This is a genomic window from Methanococcoides vulcani (genome assembly GCF_900111645.1).
Classification (GTDB): Archaea; Halobacteriota; Methanosarcinia; order Methanosarcinales; family Methanosarcinaceae; genus Methanococcoides; species Methanococcoides vulcani.
In genome coordinates, this window is the sequence record NZ_FOHQ01000002.1 from 1 (window position 1) to 18,076 (window position 18,076).

General features: G+C 45.5%; 19 protein-coding genes, 1 tRNA gene and 1 rRNA gene. 13 read left to right on the top strand and 8 right to left on the bottom strand.

All coding sequences use genetic code 11. The annotated features are described in order from the left end of the window. The first annotated feature begins 54 nt into the window (after positions 1–54). From BMX02_RS03285 to BMX02_RS03310, 6 genes are all read left to right on the top strand, one after another. A tRNA-Cys gene (locus tag BMX02_RS03285) sits at positions 55–126 on the top strand. 24 nt (positions 127–150) lie between these two features. Next, a 5S ribosomal RNA gene (gene rrf / locus BMX02_RS03290) occupies positions 151–272 on the top strand. Positions 273–441: 169 nt separating this feature from the next. After that, on the top strand, positions 442–816 hold the full coding sequence (locus BMX02_RS03295; protein WP_091689135.1) for a hypothetical protein: 375 nt from the start codon (positions 442–444) through the stop codon (positions 814–816). A gap of 4 nt (positions 817–820) precedes the next feature. Next, positions 821–1,213: a UbiA family prenyltransferase gene (locus tag BMX02_RS12225; RefSeq protein ID WP_091689137.1), complete on the top strand. Its 393-nt coding sequence runs from the start codon at positions 821–823 to the stop codon at positions 1,211–1,213. Continuing rightward, positions 1,210–1,698 carry a UbiA family prenyltransferase gene (locus BMX02_RS03305; protein WP_091689139.1) on the top strand — a complete coding sequence of 163 codons (489 nt, stop codon included), beginning with the start codon at positions 1,210–1,212 and terminating at the stop codon, positions 1,696–1,698. Before BMX02_RS12225 ends, BMX02_RS03305 begins: the two co-directional genes overlap by 4 nt. A 63-nt stretch (positions 1,699–1,761) precedes the next feature. Then, the gene (locus BMX02_RS03310; RefSeq protein WP_091689141.1) at positions 1,762–3,189 is read left to right on the top strand and encodes a dihydrolipoyl dehydrogenase; all 1,428 of its coding nucleotides are present in this window, start codon (positions 1,762–1,764) and stop codon (positions 3,187–3,189) included. A gap of 53 nt (positions 3,190–3,242) precedes the next feature. On the opposite strand, the gene BMX02_RS03315 is transcribed toward BMX02_RS03310, so the two are convergent. From BMX02_RS03315 to BMX02_RS03330, 4 genes are all read right to left on the bottom strand, one after another. Next, a complete protein-coding gene (locus tag BMX02_RS03315; RefSeq protein WP_091689143.1) occupies positions 3,243–3,593 on the bottom strand; it encodes a nascent polypeptide-associated complex protein in 351 nt (116 codons plus the stop codon). 59 nt (positions 3,594–3,652) lie between these two features. Continuing rightward, positions 3,653–3,976 (bottom strand): HesB/IscA family protein, encoded by a 324-nt coding sequence (locus tag BMX02_RS03320; protein ID WP_091689145.1) that lies wholly within the window; start codon positions 3,974–3,976, stop codon positions 3,653–3,655. A 103-nt stretch (positions 3,977–4,079) separates the two neighbouring features. Continuing rightward, positions 4,080–5,288, bottom strand: a complete 1,209-nt coding sequence (locus tag BMX02_RS03325; protein WP_135644125.1) for a hypothetical protein — start codon at positions 5,286–5,288, stop codon at positions 4,080–4,082. 52 nt (positions 5,289–5,340) lie between these two features. Further along, positions 5,341–6,105 carry an RAD55 family ATPase gene (locus BMX02_RS03330; RefSeq protein ID WP_091689149.1) on the bottom strand — a complete coding sequence of 255 codons (765 nt, stop codon included), beginning with the start codon at positions 6,103–6,105 and terminating at the stop codon, positions 5,341–5,343. Positions 6,106–6,231: 126 nt separating this feature from the next. Between BMX02_RS03330 and hisI the strand changes: the two genes are divergently transcribed. The 4 genes from hisI to BMX02_RS03350 all read left to right on the top strand — a co-directional run bounded on the left by hisI (position 6,232) and on the right by BMX02_RS03350 (position 10,613). Next, positions 6,232–6,597 (top strand): phosphoribosyl-AMP cyclohydrolase, encoded by a 366-nt coding sequence (gene hisI, locus BMX02_RS03335; protein WP_091689151.1) that lies wholly within the window; start codon positions 6,232–6,234, stop codon positions 6,595–6,597. Positions 6,598–6,710: 113 nt separating this feature from the next. Then, the gene (locus BMX02_RS03340) at positions 6,711–8,564 is read left to right on the top strand and encodes a PINc/VapC family ATPase (protein ID WP_091689153.1); all 1,854 of its coding nucleotides are present in this window, start codon (positions 6,711–6,713) and stop codon (positions 8,562–8,564) included. 205 nt (positions 8,565–8,769) lie between these two features. Beyond that, positions 8,770–10,065: a UDP-glucose dehydrogenase family protein gene (locus BMX02_RS03345; RefSeq protein WP_091689155.1), complete on the top strand. Its 1,296-nt coding sequence runs from the start codon at positions 8,770–8,772 to the stop codon at positions 10,063–10,065. Between the two features lie 5 nt (positions 10,066–10,070). Then, complete coding sequence (locus BMX02_RS03350) at positions 10,071–10,613, top strand: hypothetical protein (protein WP_091689157.1); 543 nt, start codon at positions 10,071–10,073, stop codon at positions 10,611–10,613. Between the two features lie 47 nt (positions 10,614–10,660). Here BMX02_RS03350 and BMX02_RS03355 read toward each other — a convergent pair whose 3' ends face one another. Continuing rightward, positions 10,661–11,107: a hypothetical protein gene (locus BMX02_RS03355; protein ID WP_091689159.1), complete on the bottom strand. Its 447-nt coding sequence runs from the start codon at positions 11,105–11,107 to the stop codon at positions 10,661–10,663. A 22-nt stretch (positions 11,108–11,129) separates the two neighbouring features. Continuing rightward, complete coding sequence (locus BMX02_RS03360) at positions 11,130–11,612, bottom strand: hypothetical protein (protein WP_091689161.1); 483 nt, start codon at positions 11,610–11,612, stop codon at positions 11,130–11,132. Between the two features lie 153 nt (positions 11,613–11,765). Here BMX02_RS03360 and hisH point away from each other — a divergent pair, with 153 nt between their 5' ends. Continuing rightward, entirely contained in the window at positions 11,766–12,374 is a 609-nt protein-coding gene (gene hisH, locus BMX02_RS03365; protein WP_091689163.1) for an imidazole glycerol phosphate synthase subunit HisH, read from the top strand. A gap of 17 nt (positions 12,375–12,391) precedes the next feature. Next, the gene (locus BMX02_RS03370) at positions 12,392–13,714 is read left to right on the top strand and encodes an AIR synthase-related protein (protein ID WP_091689165.1); all 1,323 of its coding nucleotides are present in this window, start codon (positions 12,392–12,394) and stop codon (positions 13,712–13,714) included. Positions 13,715–13,735: 21 nt separating this feature from the next. Here the strand turns inward: BMX02_RS03370 and BMX02_RS03375 are convergent, their stop codons facing one another. Both BMX02_RS03375 and BMX02_RS03380 read right to left on the bottom strand, forming a co-directional pair. Next, positions 13,736–15,031 (bottom strand): NfeD family protein, encoded by a 1,296-nt coding sequence (locus BMX02_RS03375; RefSeq protein ID WP_091689167.1) that lies wholly within the window; start codon positions 15,029–15,031, stop codon positions 13,736–13,738. Between the two features lie 20 nt (positions 15,032–15,051). After that, complete coding sequence (locus BMX02_RS03380; protein WP_091689169.1) at positions 15,052–15,810, bottom strand: slipin family protein; 759 nt, start codon at positions 15,808–15,810, stop codon at positions 15,052–15,054. A 112-nt stretch (positions 15,811–15,922) separates the two neighbouring features. Between BMX02_RS03380 and BMX02_RS03385 the strand changes: the two genes are divergently transcribed. After that, positions 15,923–18,046 carry a DHH family phosphoesterase gene (locus BMX02_RS03385; protein WP_091689171.1) on the top strand — a complete coding sequence of 708 codons (2,124 nt, stop codon included), beginning with the start codon at positions 15,923–15,925 and terminating at the stop codon, positions 18,044–18,046. The last annotated feature ends 30 nt before the right edge of the window (positions 18,047–18,076 follow it).

Here is an 18,076-nt window from a genome sequence, read left to right on the forward strand (position 1 = left end):
CGCAATGTAAAGGCTTATATGGTTGTGTTGCCTAGTAAAGTCCGCTTAAAAAGTGCCAAGGTGGCGGAGCGGCTACGCAATCGCCTGCAGAGCGATTCCATTCCGGTTCGAATCCGGACCTTGGCTTTCATCCATTAATATGAGTTAGAGTACGGCGGCCATAGCGGCAGGGCAACTCCTGTTCCCATTCCGAACACAGAAGATAAGCCTGCCCACGTTGCTTACTGTACTGAGGTACGAGAGTCCTCGGGAAATCTGCGTCGCTGCTGTGCTCACTCTATTACCCTTTTTCTTTAACTGATCTTAACTCACTAGCTTTGACTTTGCTGTTCTGATATGTTTTTATTCATGATCACTTTTACAGATTCGAATTGCTAAATGTACAAACTTATATCCCATTGAGCCCTAAATTCTTAATAATAGGGATATCTGGGGATTTCTATGAGTAAAGTTTCAATAGTTTTTGTATACAATGCAGACAGTGGCCTGGTAAATGAAATGAAAGATTATGTTCATAAAATTGTGTCACCATCGAGCTATGAATGTAATCTGTGTGCCATCACCTATGGTAATACAGGTATGAAAAGTGAATGGAGATCCTTTGTAGATGATCTGCCCGTACCTGTGATCTTTTTGCACAAGGATGAATTCGATAAAGAATATAATTATCCGGGAGCTTCATTCCCATGTACATATCTTGAAAAGGACCACAGGCTTAACCTACTGATCACGTCTGATGAAATAAATGATTGCAGCGACCTTGAAGATCTGAAAGCTCTTGTCAATGACAAACTGAAGTTCATTGCAGGAAATTGATCCCATGGTCTCTTTTACTGAGAAGCTTCAGGCCTTCTTATCTTTGACAAGGTTCGAAAACTCCTTTTTTGGCATGTTCTCCGTGATCCTTTCAGGCATTCTGTCAATGGAATTTTTTGGAAATGGTACTGAATACGTGACAGCAGCAGTGGTCTCCATCTTCCTGTTCATGGGTTCCTTTTCCATAAACGATTACTTCGACCATCTTGTAGACATTGCAAACAACAGGAAGGACCGACCCATTGTTACAGGTGCAATATCACGCAACACTGCACTTCAGGTAGCTGTTGGCTGCATGCTTCTGGCATTTTTAATATCGTTGAAGCTGGGTGAATTTGTTTCTTTGTTCATAGGCTTCAATAAGTGCTCTGATCGATATTCTATAGTAGCCACATGAAAAAAGTTCTTCTGCTGAAGAACATATCCATTGCTTATTATTTCATGGCGACCATTATTTTTGGTACCATCGTGGTGGATACTGTAGTAGAACCACTAGTGCAGTTCTACATCTTAATGGCATTTCTGGTAGGCATCGCCTTTGAGATAATGGCAGATATTTCTGATATGGAAGGAGATATGCAACACCGTGTACAGACAATAGCATGGCGTGTTTCTCCACGTTCTGCAGCCATAATTTCTTCTCTGATCTTCTCAGTTGTCTTTATACTTGACCCTCTTCCCTATTTCGTAAATCTGCATCCCAATCTTGTCCATAACACACCATTCCTTTTGTTGATCGTGCCGGTAGCAGTTGTTTATTTATTCATTTCCAGGTCTTTGATGCGTGACCAGCCAAAGAACAACGTATTGAAATTGAGATCAAGAACGATAGTACTGATGCAAATAGGTTCGCTGGTTTACCTGATAGGTTTCCTTGTCTGAAACACATCATATATAATAATGAAACAGGTATAATATCTCTTATACGTAATTTGGGGTGTACAAATGAAAGAATATGATCTTATAGTGATAGGCAGCGGTTCAGGGATGAACTATGTTGGCTTGATGATGCAAGAGAATCCGGAGATGAAAGTAGCTATTATAGACAAGGATGATCCCGGAGGCATCTGTCTTACAAGAGGTTGTATCCCATCCAAGATGCTGCTCTATCCTGCAGAACTTGTAAGGGAGATCGGAAGGTCAAAAGAATTTGGTATTGATGCTGAGATCAAGAGCATCGATTTCAGTTTCATCATGGATAAAATGCGTTCTTCCATAGGTAAGGACATTGAGATGATCCACAACGGCCTTTCATCCAGTCCTAAAATGGACTACTACGAGGACACTGTAGAATTCATTGAACCCTATATTCTTAAAGTTGGGGATGAAACGATCACTTCAAAGATGATATACCTGAGCATAGGTTCAAAACCTATGATACCTCCGGTCAAAGGTCTGGATGATCTTGGTTATCTCACAAGTGACACAGTTCTGGACCTTACTTCATTACCGGAAAGTCTTGCTATCATAGGGGGTGGCTATATCGCTGCCGAATACGGTCATTTCTTCTCTGCCATGGGATCCGATGTAACTATAATAGGTCGCAGTCCCAGAATTATCACTCAGGAAGAACCAGAGATAAGTGAGCTTGCAAGAAGAAAAATGGAAGACCATATTTCTATAATCACCGATCACGAGGTTGCTGAAGTTCAGGCATCAGGTAACCAGAAGAAGATCCTTGCAAAAAACAGGCAGACAGGTGAAGAGATAGAGGTACTGGCTGATGAGATCCTTGTGGCTACCGGCAGAAGTCCGAATACCGATATCCTTCATCCTGAAAAAGGAAATATTGAGACCGATGAGAGAGGTTGGATCAAGGTCAATGATCATCTGGAGACAAGCTGTCCCAATGTCTGGGCTTTTGGTGATGCCAATGGTAAATATCTTTTCAAGCATGTCGGCAATTATGAGTCTACAGTGGTTTACCAGAACTCTGCGCTCAACGGTGATGTGAAAGTTGACTATCATGCAGTGCCTCATGCTATCTTTTCCTATCCGGAGATCGCCGGGGTCGGAATGGGAGAAGCAGAGGCCGTGGAACATTATGGGAAAGGGAACATTTCCATTGGGTTCCAGAGGTTCGAAGATACCGGTAAAGGTATGGCAATGGCTCTTGAAGATTATTTTGTTAAGGTCATAATGGATAATTCCACTAACATTCTTCTTGGTGCACACATCATCGGACCACAGGCATCCGTTCTTATCCATCAGATGATAACTCTCATGAACACTCCTGGGGCTGATGTAGGTCCTATCGTTCACGGAATGGACATCCACCCGTCCCTGAGCGAGGTTGTCAAACGTGCATTTTACTCAAGGATGCCTGTTGAGGAATATCACTCAATACTCAAGGAATTATCACTTGAAAGCTAACGCTGTTTAGCTTTTATCATTTTATTTTTCAAAAAAAAGGTTTAAAAAAAGAATTACGAAGACAGGGCAAGAATAGCTTCTGCCAGATCTCCGTTAGCATTTTTGAGAGCTTCAAGGGCAGCTTCTTCGCTTGCACCGGTCTGCTCTGCCACAAGCCTGACATCATCTTCAGGGATGACGACCTCACGTGGCACATCCACAGGAGTACCTGTTACCTGATAGGTGTCAACTCCCTGTGCATTCATTATGCTGACGCTTGCGTCATTAAATACTATATCCTTATCTGCGGTTCTTATGATGACCTGTTCCACATCTTCTATCTCATCGATGTTGATGCCCATCTGTTTCATCATCTGTTTGACCTTTTTCGGGTTCATGCCCCGTCCGCCCATGCCTGGAATCATTTGATCACCTTTTAATTACTACCGCGTAGGATGGTATTACTCAATTAAATACCTTGTTCTTAATGGCAACTGCCACCGCAGCTGCTGCATCCGCCTGCAGCCATTGGGTTGTCGATGATGAAGCCTTTGCCACCATCTGTGTCAATGTAATCGATGGTTGCCTTGTCCAGCTGTTCGTTAATGTCCGTGCCCATAACGATCTTGATCTCCTTGCTTTCGATTGTGACATCTTCATCACTGATCTCGTTGTCGAGTGCCATTCCATACTGGATACCGCTGCATCCCATACCTGCAACAAATATTCTCAATGCATGGTCCTGTTTGTCCTCAGCCTCGAGCAATGCTTTCAATTCTGTTGCAGCAACGTCTGTAATTTCGATCATTCTTTGTCACTCCATTTTTTGGTAAATTTCTAAAGTCAGTAAATGCGTTGGTCTCTATATACAGTTTTCGTACATATATGTTCGGACAGTCACAAACAAAGATTCACATGAACTCTACATCATCATCTACAGGATTGGTCAGTATTTCCTGTGTATATGCGTTGATCTCCACGGAGTTCCTTGCACCTTTTACTTCCCATATAGGCACATAGACAAGGTCGATCTTGAACCTGATATCATCCATCGATGGCTTGAACATCTTGTGTTCGGATATCAGCGCCTCTCCAACGACATTGTTGAAACGCACATCTTTTGTATATTCTTCGATAATGTTTGATATTAGCGTGCTTTCCGCTTCCTTCTGGTCGATCATCTTGCTCTTGATCTCATAGTTGTCATCAGGAAGTGTCACATGGTCATTTATCTGGTGTAGTTCAATCTCTTCCTTATTGCCGTTGAGGGCATTAAGACAACCCTGGCCCTGACCGGAAATATCAATGACCTTGTTCTTGAACCTGTGTTCTGCTTTGACAGCATAGGCATAATTCCAGAAAGGTACGAACTTGAGAACAACATCATCAGGGATCCCTATCTCGGACTTTGCCATCGCTGCAGCCCTTTCTTTTTCCAATTTTATAGGTGCAGTGTGAAGGTCAAGTGTTGATGGAACTGGTTGTGGCGCTTGCCATAAAGCCTGCTGGGGCTCTGGTGCAGTTGTCACAGGTGCTTCCATATATGATCGCTCCGGCTCCTGATAGTTTCCAACCGTGTCTGCCTGCTGCATCTCAGGGGAAGTTGCCCAGATGTTGAAACCGTCCTGTTCTTCCTGTGCGGGCATCTGCGGGGCAGACGGCGTGGAAGGCTCCGCTGAAGGAGCTGATGTCCCGGAGCTTACTTCAAAGCTTCCTGAGAAACCAGTAGATGTGGATGCAGGCTGATCTGCCGTCATAGCATTGTTGTCTATATCGTAAGCCACAAGCTGGAGGTCGGTAGCATTGCCTTCAAGGTCGGCGATGACAGCTTTTCCTATCTGGAGGGATAGCTCGTCACGGTCCCATGTGATAAGACCCACATGTGTTGCATAATCGTGGAGTTCCGGCTCCATCTTCTGCATGGTGACATATAGTCCCACTCCGTCCCTGATCTGGTCTGCAAAGCTCCTGATCTGTGCAGGATCTGGCTGACCGGTAAGTAAAATATAGGTTCGGTGGTCGTTTTTCTCTACGATCAGGTCCACAGTGTCGGATTCTGAAACACTGTGTCCGGAAGTTGTGAATATGTTTGTCAGGAGTTCAGCAAGTTTTTCTTTCATTCTCATCAACCATTTGTTATTGCATTATCTGAATATCTCCACTACAAGACGATCAGAGAACTCTGGTCGTAGTTTCCAGTTCAATGCCTTTGTGAGTGATATTATATGAAATGGTCTTGTCAGGAGGGATCATCCCTCTCATCTTACGTATCAATATAGTTCTCTCGATCTCGCTTCCACGCTCTTTCATGCGGAACTCGATAACCCCGTCACAAATGCTCTTGAGTCCATTTTCCACTTGTGGGTCATGTGTGCCACCGGTCATAAGGATGAGCTGCACAGCATTGGTGAGCTTTCCGATAGAGGAGATAACTTCAATAGCTTCTGTAACAGATTTCATATCGTAGGATCTCAGGAAATATGATATGGAATCGATGACCCCTCTGTACTGCCCCTGCCTCTCTTTAGAGGTAGCAGTCTTAAGCTGGTTCATCGTATCAGTGTTCTGTTTCAGGAAATCCTTGGCCGAGAGGTTGCATGTAATACTTTTAGGCAGAACATTGCAGAACCTTAAGGTATACGCATCAATGAAGTCCATTTTTCCGTTCTCGACATATTGGTTAACATCCCATCCGAAGTTCTTCATATCCTCTATTATTTCCTGAACCGGATGTTCGGCAGAGAAATAGTAAACTTCCTCGTTGTTCGTCAGACCGCCATATATGAACTGTTGTGCAAATATCTCTGAGCTTGCACCGGGTTCTGCAAGTATCAATATAGTTGTTCCCGGAGGAACTCCTCCTCCAAGCTGAACGTCAAGTCCTAGCAAACCAGTCGGTACCCTGTATCCCCCTCTTCCATCGAAACTATAATCCATTCTTTCACCTTGATATCATATGTAAAAAAATATTCTAATGAAGTTTCTATACACTATATTTTATTATCATTACATATTGATTCCTCTTAGTTTTTATAGTTATAGTATATCTATTAACTGATTACTATGATAGATCTTGACAATCTCAAATATGATGACAATGGTCTTATCGCGGCCATTGCACAGGACAATAAAACTGGCGAAGTTCTCATGGTTGCCTACATGAACGAGGAGGCTCTTAAACTTACCATTGAGACCGGCATCGCTCACTACTGGAGTCGTAGCAGGCAAAAACTGTGGAAAAAGGGCGAAAGCTCCGGGCACATGCAGACAGTACACGAGATGCTGATAGATTGCGATATGGATGCCATCGTAATGAAGATCGAACAGGAAGGCGGCGCATGCCACACTGGTTATCGTTCATGCTTCTACCGCAACATCGAGGGTGATGTCGTTGGTGAGAAGGTCTTTAACCCCGATGAGGTCTACTGATATTTTAAGACTGATAGTCTAAGGAATTATTTTATCCTTTTTTTCTTTCCTTTTTCTGCTCACATTGCTTTTCTGTCATTTGTGTTAAATAGTTTTGAACGGTAGTTCTGTTTATGGAAAATAAAGAGATAACAAGGATAGTTCCGGATACAAGTGTTATTATTGATGGTCTTGTGTCCGAAATGATCGTTGCAGGGGATTATGAGGGGGCCGAGATATTCATTCCTGAGGCCATGGTGGCAGAACTGGAATCTCAGGCAAACCGTGGTCTCGAGATCGGCAATAAAGGTCTGGATGAGCTAAAGCAGCTTCAGGAACTGGCAAGAGACGGCCTGATCGATATATCTTTTACAGGTGAACGCCCGACCATCGAAGAGAGAAAGTATGCCAAAGAGGGTGCAGTGGATGCTATTATCCGTTCATGCGCTGAAGAGCTGGACGCTACTTTTGTGACCGGGGACAGGGTGCAGTACGACGTTGCGGTGGCAAAGGGAATGGACGTGGATTACCTTCCTCCGAAAAAAGCCGAGTTCATTACCCTGCATATTGAGGATTTCTTTACTGATGATACAATGTCTGTGCACCTGAAGAACAAGGTCGTTCCAATGGGCAAGCGCGGTTCCATCAGGAATGTGGAATTTGTGGAAATAAGGGATACTCCATGCACTTCAGGTGAGCTGAAAGAGATCACCCGTGAGCTTCTTGAGCGAGCACGAGCTGACCCGGAATCCTTCATCGAAATGTCGCTTAATGGTGCTACCGTATTGCAGATACGCGATATGCGAATAGCTATCTCGAACCCTCCATTTTCAGATGATGTAGAGATCACGGCAGTACGTCCTGTGGCATCGGTAAAGCTGGATGAGTACCGTCTGGGTGACAAGCTCAAGGAGAGGATACTGGGACAGAGGGGAATTCTGATATCAGGTCCGCCAGGAGCGGGCAAATCCACATTCGGGGCAGGAGTTGCCACTTTCCTGCATGAGCACAATTATGTGGTAAAGACAATGGAGTCCCCAAGGGACCTGCAGGTTCCCAGGGAGATCACACAATATGCTCCCCTTGAAGGAAGCATGGAAAAAACAGCAGATGTGCTGTTGCTTGTAAGACCTGACTATACTATCTACGATGAAGTGCGAAAGACCCGTGATTTCGAGATATTTGCGGACATGAGGCTTGCAGGTGTCGGCATGATCGGTGTTGTGCATGCCAACCGTGCGATCGATGCTGTACAGAGGCTTATCGGCAGGGTGGAGCTTGGTGTTATTCCCCAGGTCGTTGATACTGTCATCTTTATTGACAAAGGAGAGGTTGCCCAGGTCCAGACCCTTGAGTTCACCGTAAAAGTGCCATCCGGAATGATGGAAAATGATCTTGCAAGACCTGTTATCGTTGTTTCTGACTTTGAGACCTCAACCCCTGAATTTGAGATATATACCTTCGGCGAGCAGGTCGTCGTCATGCCGACATCCAAATCAACAGGCAGGAAACCCGTATGGGGTCTTGCGGAAGGTGAGATAAGGGATGTTGTCCAGCGCTATACCAGCGGTCCTGTTGAGGTAGAGATGGTTTCCGACACAAGTGCTGTCGTAAAGGTTTTCGAGAAGGAGATCTCGAAGGTGATCGGCAAAAGTGGTGCGGTAATTAATGAGATCGAGAGGATCGTAGGTGTCCATATTGATGTACGTGAGCTTAAAGAGCAAGGCCGCAAGAACAAGGGTACGGATAAGAACAGATTCTCAGGAAGCTCCTATCGTCCTACTGTCGAGCACACAAAGAAGCATGTGATCCTGAACGTTCCTGAGATAGCTTCACAGGATGTCGAGATATATGCAGGCGAAAGTTACCTTTTCACTGCAACGGTTGGTCGTCATGGCGATGTCAAGGTCCGGAGCAATTCTGCGATTGCTCACAGTATAATGGATGCTGTGGATGACGGGGAACCGATCCTTGTGAAAGTTTTGTGACATTAAAAGAAAAGGGTTTGCAGAGGGCTGATTTCCTCCGCAAACATCAGTTATTTTTTATTTTGATTTTAGACTTTAGATCCCAGAGTCATCCATGTGCATACTTTTCTATGGTTAAAATGCTATACTGAAAAGGGTAGTCTGGTTGCAAAACCATTATTATAATATACATCCTTTACAACTTTATTAAACAGGAGTGATTTTTATGAAGGTATCTATTATTGGATCAGGTTATGTTGGTTCAGTTACAGCTGCATGTTTTGCAGAACTTGGGCATGAGGTCATCTGCATCGATATTGACGAAAAGAAGGTGCAAATGATCAACGATGGTATCCCTCCTATCTGGGAGGAAGGTCTTGGGGAGTTGATGACTAAACATGCGGAGAAGAACCTCATAGCAACATCTGATTATGATTATGCTGTACAGAACTCGGATGTGTCGTTTATCTGCGTGGGAACCCCTTCCAACGAGCATGGTAATATCGACCTGTCGATCGTAGGTGCTGCGTGCAAGAGCCTTGGCATGGCAATGGCAAAAAAAGACGGCTTCCACATTGTGGTCGTCAAAAGTACAGTGGTTCCACAAACTACCGAAGATATAGTTCTTCCTTTACTTGAGGAACATTCAGGCAAGGTCGCAGGCAAGGACTTCGGTGTTGCCATGAACCCTGAGTTCCTGAGAGAAGGCAAGGCTGTTTATGATTTCATGAATCCCGATAAGATCGTCATTGGTAGCATTGATGAAAGAACAGGGGCTCTTGTTTCTGAGTTGTATCGGGATCTGGATTGCGAGGTCACAAGGACCAATCCTCGTACTGCTGAGATGATCAAGTACGTGAACAATTCTTTCCTTGCCACAAAGATATCGTTCTCCAATGAGATAGGCAATATCTGCAAGCGCCTGGGGATCGATACGTATGAGGTAATGAACGCTGTAGGTGCAGATTTCCGTATATCCGAGTATTTCCTGAACTCCGGTGCCGGTTTTGGTGGATCGTGCTTCCCAAAGGATGTGCGTGCACTTATCGGTAAAGCAAAGGAGATCGATTATTATCCTTCTCTCCTTGAATCAGTTATTGAAGTGAACGAACTGCAGCCGATGCAGATGGTGGAGCTTCTTGAAAAGCATGCAGGAGATGTTAAAGACAAAAGAGTGGCTGTCCTGGGTCTGGCTTTCAAGAACGAAACGGATGACATCCGTGAGTCACGTTCCATTCCTGTTATAAGAAAACTTCTGGAGCTTGGGGCCGATGTGACTGCATATGACCCGATGGCAACAGACAACATGAAGGCATTGATTGGAAATATATGGTACTACGATAGCGCTGCTGAGGCACTGGAAGGTGCGATCGCATGTCTGATAATGACCGAATGGGATGAGTTCAGGGAACTCGACTCTGAATTTGCCGGCATGAAGGACAAGGTAGTGATCGATGGCAGGAAGATGATCGATCCTGAAAAGCTTGAAGAGGATATTGTTTACGAAGGTCTTTGCTGGTGAGTTCTATGAGTGGGGGTACTGCAAAAGGGGATGTCCGGGGAAGAGTAGAGTCCTTTGACCAGAGTGTCAGGAGCCTTGAGAAGCGGCTTCGTGCGGTTGAAAGACGTTTGTCGGTCGAAGTGCCTGCTGAGGATGTTGCAGGTACTGTATTTGAGACACAGCAACCACAAGCGTCCGAAGACGTTCGTTCTGCAATTGAGGGCATTGATAAGTTAAAAGCAGAAATTGAAGAGCTAAGGTCACTGGTGGAAGGCTCACTTCGTGTGGATCTCGATAAGCTGTCCGACAAGCTTGAAACATCACTTGCATCGCAGGATGAGAAACTTATGCGGATCGAAGACCGCAACAGGATAACCATCGGCTCTATCAAGATGCCTGTGGAGCTTTCAGGCATTATGGGGGCAGCACTCCTGCTTCTGACAGGAGGACTGATCTTTGCAGGCCGATGGGATATTCTCCGTTCCCCTTACTTTTCGCTGGGGTTGGGATTAGCACTCGCTGTCGCTGTTCTCGCCAAGTTCTATGTGGTCAACAGAAAGGCGGATTGATTAGCTAACTAATTGATTGATCGATTGGCCAATTGATCGAGCACTGTTCATCCCCGGATAACTTTCACAAAGTGCTCGTCATTGTGTTCGAGATAGCCGTCAGCCATTGCTTTGATGGTAATGTAACCTTCGCGTTTTCCGGTAGGAAGCGAGATGTTCATAAGCTGCATCTGGACCTGGCCTGAGCTATCAGTGAGGCCGCCGGAAGCAACGGTTCCGGAAGGATCTCTCAATACAACATTGCATCCGCCTATGGGGTCTCCGTCAAAATTGGAGATGGTGATCTCAATTGGACCGGAGTTGCCAAATTCACCTGATAAAGTTATACTTGTCACATTAGAAGTTGCATACATGGGTCTTGGTGCGGTGGGTGCGTTGACTATGGCCGATACGATCACTGCAAAGCCGATCATTCCTATTATCGTCAGGACCACCATGCGTATTGGCAGGCCTATGGCTGCCTTTTCATCTTGAATAATGCTTTTGTGTACCATATTAAAAATAAGGAAAGTGAGATCACTTTGTCTTGATGATCATCACCGCATTTTTCTTCTCATAATCGTAGAAACCATTCGCTGCGACCGTAAGGTCCATTGTGCCTTCATTCTGGTTAGCACCCATTTCCACCTGTGCAGCAGTTGTTACCAGTATTGTCTCACCGTTGATGTCGGTGGTATTTGTGGCTACACCACCAAGACCTCGCAAAACTACATTTGCATCACGGACCGGATTCCCGTCAGGGTCTGTGGCTGTGATCTTAACTATTACAGTCAGAGGGCTCTGAGCGGTGACCGCATCCACCACAATGGTGTTTCCTGCACTTGGGACATTTCCCTGAAGGCCTGCTTCATCGATGTTCACGGCCATGTTCTTTGTGGGTGGCGGGATTATGGCGATGAGCGCTGCCAATGCTACCATCCCGACGACCAGCATCACCACGATATTGATCGGGAGCTCTATCGCTCTTTCATCATTAAAGATCTTTCTTGCGTTTTTCATTCAATCACCTATAGTAATCTGTACCTTTTCGGTTTTGTTCCAAAGGCAAAAATGGAATATAAACTATGTTATTTTTCATAATTAAGCCAATAATTATATACTGTACTTCACCATCTCGTTAGATTGATGTACCAAAACCGTACTGTACTTCCCATGAAAAAGATCGTGATAATTGACTATGGGCTTGGCAACCTACGCAGTGTCCAAAAAGGGCTGGAACACGCAGGTGCAGAAGTGACCATATCAAAAGACCCGGCAGACCTTGAAAGTGCTGATGGTGTCATTCTTCCGGGTGTCGGGGCTTTTTCCGATGCAATGAAGAACATTGTTCCTTTCCTTGATGGCATACACAAATACGTGGGATCCGGAAAGCCGGTCCTTGGTATTTGCCTGGGCCAGCAGATGCTCATGAGCCATTCAGAAGAAGGCGGGCTTACAGATGGGCTTGATCTTGTTCCCGGCATGGTTCTCCGCTTCCCACACAGCGAACTAAAGGTCCCGCACATGGGTTGGAACGCACTTTCCATCGAGCAGGACCATCCTTTCTACGAAGGGATTGAAGATGGTGCATTCGTTTATTTTGTACATTCATATTATGTGGATACGGATGCTTCACACACTCTTGCTTCATGTGAGTATGGCGTGAATTTTGCTGCATCGGTTGTTAATTCCACAGGCAACGTTATAGGAACACAGTTCCATCCTGAAAAAAGTGGTGATATCGGCTTGAAGATGCTCGATAATTTTGTAGGTATGTGCTGATACTCCGGAGTGATCGAATGGATATAGAAGGCTATGCAAGAAAAGGACTTCGAAAGAATGATCCTGAACTTGAGGACAAACTGACAGAACGCATACTTGAGATAAAGGACACAACCCCCGAACATGCCCGGTCACTTGCAAAAGCAGCTATTGTAGAGGCAAAGGCCACACTGAATGTCGAAGGTGATGTACTGACATCCACTATCTCCGGTGTGAGCATGGGTGAATTTGGTGTAGGTTCCCGCGGATTGGGTGATTTCTACGCACATGAGAAGCTCGCAGAGGTCATCGGAAAGACCACTGCAGCAGTTGACACATCCCATCTTGATGATTCAGGTGCTATACTGAATGAGACCGGGGATGGGTATATAATTATTACAATTGATGGGATCCATTCCCGTCTTAGTGATTTTCCTTTCCTTGCAGGTTTCCACGTAGCCCGTGCATCCCTGCGCGATGTGTACGTAATGGGTTCCCGTCCTGTGGCGCTCCTGTCTGATATCCATGTTGCTGATGATGGTGATGTTGCCAAGATCTTTGACCATATTGCAGGAATTACCACGGTGTCCGAACTTACAGGCATCCCTCTTGTAACAGGAAGCACTCTCCGTATCGGCGGCGATATGGATATCGGTGAGCGTATGACCGGTGGGGTTGGTGCAGTGGGTACAGCCACAGACCTTACAGCCCGCATTCAGACACAGGTAGGGGATGTTATTCTTATGAGCGAGGGTGCAGGCGGAGGGACTGTTTCCACTGCAGCTCTTTACTACGAGATGCACGATGTGGTGGATGAGACCATCAACATCAAGTTCCTTGAAGCATGCGAAGCCCTGATCGCATCCGGCCTGACAAAGCATGTGCATGCAATGACCGATGTGACCAATGGTGGTATCCGTGGTGATGCAAAAGAGATCTCAAGAACCGCCGGTGTCAAGCTTGTTTTTGATGAGTCGAAGATGCGTCCGCTTGTCAATCCGAAAGTTCTCAATATGCTGGAAAAGCTGGAGATCGACTACCTTGGCGTATCACTTGATGCATTGCTTGTTATCGCTCCAAGGGAATATGCAGACGATATTATGAAGACTGTCAGGGATGCAGGCGTTGAGATCGATATCATCGGAGAAGTTGTCGAAGGCAGTGGTGCAGAGATAACGATCGATGGCGAGGTCTGTGATTTCACTCCACGCTTCAGGGAATCGGCTTACACTCCTATCAAGAAGATGATCGGGGATAAAGAGCCAAGGGACTTTGAAGAGATGAAGCGTGCAGTAGATAATGCTGCAAATGAAGCGATTGATAAAAAAAGAAAGGTCATAAAAATGATAAAAGGGAAGTGATGTTTCACTTCCTCTGAATGCTCATTCTTTTTTCACAAGGAGGAGCGGTCCTTTTTTGTCGGTGATCATTACAGTATCACCTTCTTCCAGGTCGTCTTCTGATAGTGCTTTCCAGTATTCTCCTTTGTATCTCACAAATCCTTTTGAACCGGCATCGATCTTATCGATGGCTTCAGCAAGGTCACCGGCAAAGTCTTCGCCGATAACCGGCTTGCGATGCCTGACCTCCAGTACTTTGTAAAATACAAATACAAATAGCAATCCCATCACAATTGTAGGTGTGACGATCGCAATTATCATCATTTGCTGTACGTCTGCAGGTGTATACCAGCGCGGGAAATCCATTGGTACCAGGAAAATGCTTCCTGCTATCAAACAGATAAGTCCCGATATTCCAAATATGCCAATTCCAGGCGCCTGCAATTCGAGAACGAACAGTATCACCCCCAGGATTATCAGGAATATAGCTGCGATATTCACATCAAAGCCCATTCCTACAAGTCCCAGTGAAATAGCTACTACTCCAAAGATCTCCGCTCCTGCACCGGGGTTTGAAATACCGATAACAATGCCGTATATTCCGAGCATTATCAGTAGTGATGAGATTATCGGGTCTGAGATTATATCCATAAAGCTCAGCCTGAGGGATGGAACATAAATATCGATGGTAGCACCACTGGTGTTCAGTTCTTTACCCTTTATGGTTTCCCCGTCCACCTGTTCAAGGAGGTCTTCAACATCTGTAGCCACATATTCGATGACTCCTGCTTCCAGTGCATCCTCGGCATTGAGGTTGAGGTTCTCGGTGATGAACTTTTCCGCTGCGGTCTCATTACGTCCATGCTGGTTTGCTTTTTCTTTTGCAAGTGCCACAAGGGCGTTCACGATCTTGTCATCCTCAACGGGTTCTATCCCTCCTGTAGAAACAGTGACCGGCTGGGCAGACCCAATGACAGTATAGGGTGCCATTGCAGCAATGTCAGTTCCAAGAAGTATCAATGTGCCTGCAGACCATGCTTTTCCGCCGGGGTAGACATAGCCTATTACCGGAACTTCTGACTGGTCTATAGCTTCAATGATCCTGAGCGTTTCCTCAACCCCGCCTCCCGGGGTATTGAGGGTTATAACAAGTGCTTCATATCCTTCCTGTTGTGCTACCAAAAGTGCATCAGCTACAAGGTCATCAGAAACCGGTGTTATCGAATCGGATATCTCCAGTACCAGAACTTTCTCTTCTGCGGAAGCACAGGCAGGACTTAGCAACAATATCAATGCTAAAAATAGAAAAAGAATAAGAGGTGATGGCTTATTTGACATCTTATCACCTTCTTAAGTGTTTATTTCTTACTGAATGCTCTGGAAAGTGCAGCGATCTCACCAATATCCGTTGAACTTGTTACTACGATGAGGTTCTTTTCACGTGCAACTTCAGCAATGGTCTGCAGTTCCCTCAGTTTGAGAGATGCAGGTACTTCCTGATAGAGTTGTGCAGCCTCTTTCATCTTTTGTGCAGCCATGAACTCACCTTCAGAAAGGATTATACGTGCACGCTTTTCCCTCTCAGCTTCTGCCTGCTTTGCAATTGCACGAAGCATGGTTTCATCAATGCTTACATCCCTGAGAGTAACGCCTGTGACCTTAATACCCCATGGGTCTGTGGAAACGTCGAGCAACTCCTGGATATCCTTATTAATGGTCTCACGTTCAGAAAGGAGTTCATCAAGTTCGATCTGTCCGATAACGTCCCTGAGGCTCGTCTGGGAAAGCATTGCAGTTGCAAACTTGTAGTTTTCCACTTCTGTAACTGCTGCATCAGGTTCGAGGACCTTATAGTAAACAACTGCATCAACAGCAACAGTGACATTATCTTTTGTGATAACTGCCTGTTTTGGAACGTCAATAGTTACAACTCGCAGGTCAATCTTCACCACTGAATCGATGATAGGGATGATAAGGAAAAGTCCTGGTCCCTTTACTCCACTAAGTCGTCCCAGTCTGAAAATAACGACTCGTTCGTATTCTTTGACCATCTTGAGCGCTTGAGATAAGATGATAACTCCAATTACAAGTATAGGTATTATGTATTCTTCTATCATGGTAACCTCCCCCAATTTATATGGAAGAAGTTCTAATAAAAAACTATTGCTTGTGGTAGTCTTCGTACAAGCAAAGACATAAATCTAACATAAACAATTAAGACTTGATACAATGAGAGAAGAGTGTACTGAATGTGGAGGAAAGGGATATGAAGTTCTCTCCACTGAGAAATGTTCTGAATGTAAAGGCACGGGGAAATCAAAGTCTGTCAACCTCATGAGCCTTTCACAAAAGGACGTGAATAGTTTTTTGAAAGATGGTTCAGTTTGCCCGAAATGCGATGGAAGCGGGGAAGTTGAAGTAAGAAAAACATGCGCAGCATGCAACGGCAAAGGTGCCTTCTATAAATGTGATATATGCGGAAAACCCATCGATGGTCCGATCAATGGAAAGGAAGCTTGCAGTACCTGTGGTAAGGTAGATATCGTTCATGTACTGGACAATTCCTGTAATCAGGATGAGCTTGAAGTCGGGAAAATGTACCGTGCTACTGTGAACAACCTTGCGAACTTCGGTGTTTTCGTAGATCTGAATTCCAATCTTCGTGGTCTGATACACTCAAGCAACCTTAGTACCCCCCTCGAGGCAGGAGCTTCTGTTGTCGTTGAGGTGAAAGAGGTTCGCCGTGATGGTAAGATGGACCTGATCCCAAGGCAGGTCAAGGATTTCAACATAGTGGAAGTTGAAAAGGAGATACCTATCAGGAAGTCCATAGAGCTCGATAAGTTCATTGGTAAACTTATCAAGATCGAGGGAGAGGTCATACAGGTCAAACAGACCGGTGGTCCTACTATATTTACGATATCTGATGAGGAAGGTCTCATCTCTTGTGCAGCTTTTGAGCGTGCAGGAGAGCGTGCCTATCCGGAGATCGATTCCGACATGATAATAACCGGCACAGGCGAAGTAACATCCCGTGCTGACAGGCTCCAGGTAGAGGTCAAGAGCATGAAACGTCTCTCCGGTGCAAAGGAGGAGGCTGTCAAAAAGCGGATCGATGAAGTGCTTGACAAAAGGGCTGAACCTGCAGAGATCGAATTCCTTGTAGAAAGCGAGATACTTGAAAAGCTCAGGCCTGCAATGCGCCAGGTGACCAAGCAGATCAAGAAAGCTATAATGAGGTCAAAACCGATCCTTCTGCGCCATCATGCTGATGCTGACGGAATGACTGCAGCAGTAGCAATCGAGAGGGCTATCCTTCCGATGATCAGGGAGATAAACGGACCTGATGCAGAATATCACTATTACAAGCGTGCACCATCCAAAGCACCTTTCTATGAAATGCCGGATGTTACCAAGGACATATCCTATGCACTCGAAGATGCTTCCAGACATGGACAAAAACTCCCATTGGTCGTCATGGTGGACAATGGTTCCACAGAAGAGGATGTACCAGCCATGAGACAGGCACAGGTCTATGGCATAGATATGGTCGTTGTGGATCACCATCATCCGGATGAGATCGTTGACCAGTACCTGCTAGGGCATGTGAACCCTGCACATGTTGGCGGGGATTTCGGAATGACCGCCGGAATGCTTGCGACAGAAGTTGCACGTATGATAAATCCTGATGTTACGGATGAGATCAAGCACCTGCCGGCAATTGCTGCAGTGGGTGACCGTTCCGAAGCAGAAGAAGCAGAGGCTTATAAACAGCTCGTTGCTGATAAATATTCCCTGAAAGACCTCAAGGACATTGCACTGGCGCTTGACTTTGAAGCATACTGGCTTAAATTCAGTAGTGGCAGAGGCATTGTGGATGATCTCATGGACCTTGGCGATAAGACCAGGCATAAGAAGATTGTGAATTTGCTCTGTGAACAGGCAAATGCCATGATCGATGAGCAGTTGACCGCATGCATGCCGAACGTCAAATCCCAGGACCTGCCAAACGGTGCAGTCCTGAATGTTCTGGACGTTGAGAACTATGCACATAAGTTCACTTTCCCTGCACCAGGTAAGACCTCAGGCGAAGTGCATGACCGCATGTGCCAGAAACTTGAAGGACGCCCGGTTATCACTATCGGATACGGTCCTGATTTTGCTGTGATCCGCTCAAAAGGTGTTCTTATGAACATCCCGCAGATGGTCCGCGAGCTTCATGAGGAGATCGTAGGTGCCGGCGTTAACGGTGGCGGACACCTTGTGGTTGGAAGTATCAAGTTCGTAGAAGGAATGCGTTCTGAGGTACTCTCCAAACTGGTAGAAAAGATCGGTTCTGTGGGAGTGGAGTGAAACCTCTCCCTCATCAACTATTCTAAAAAA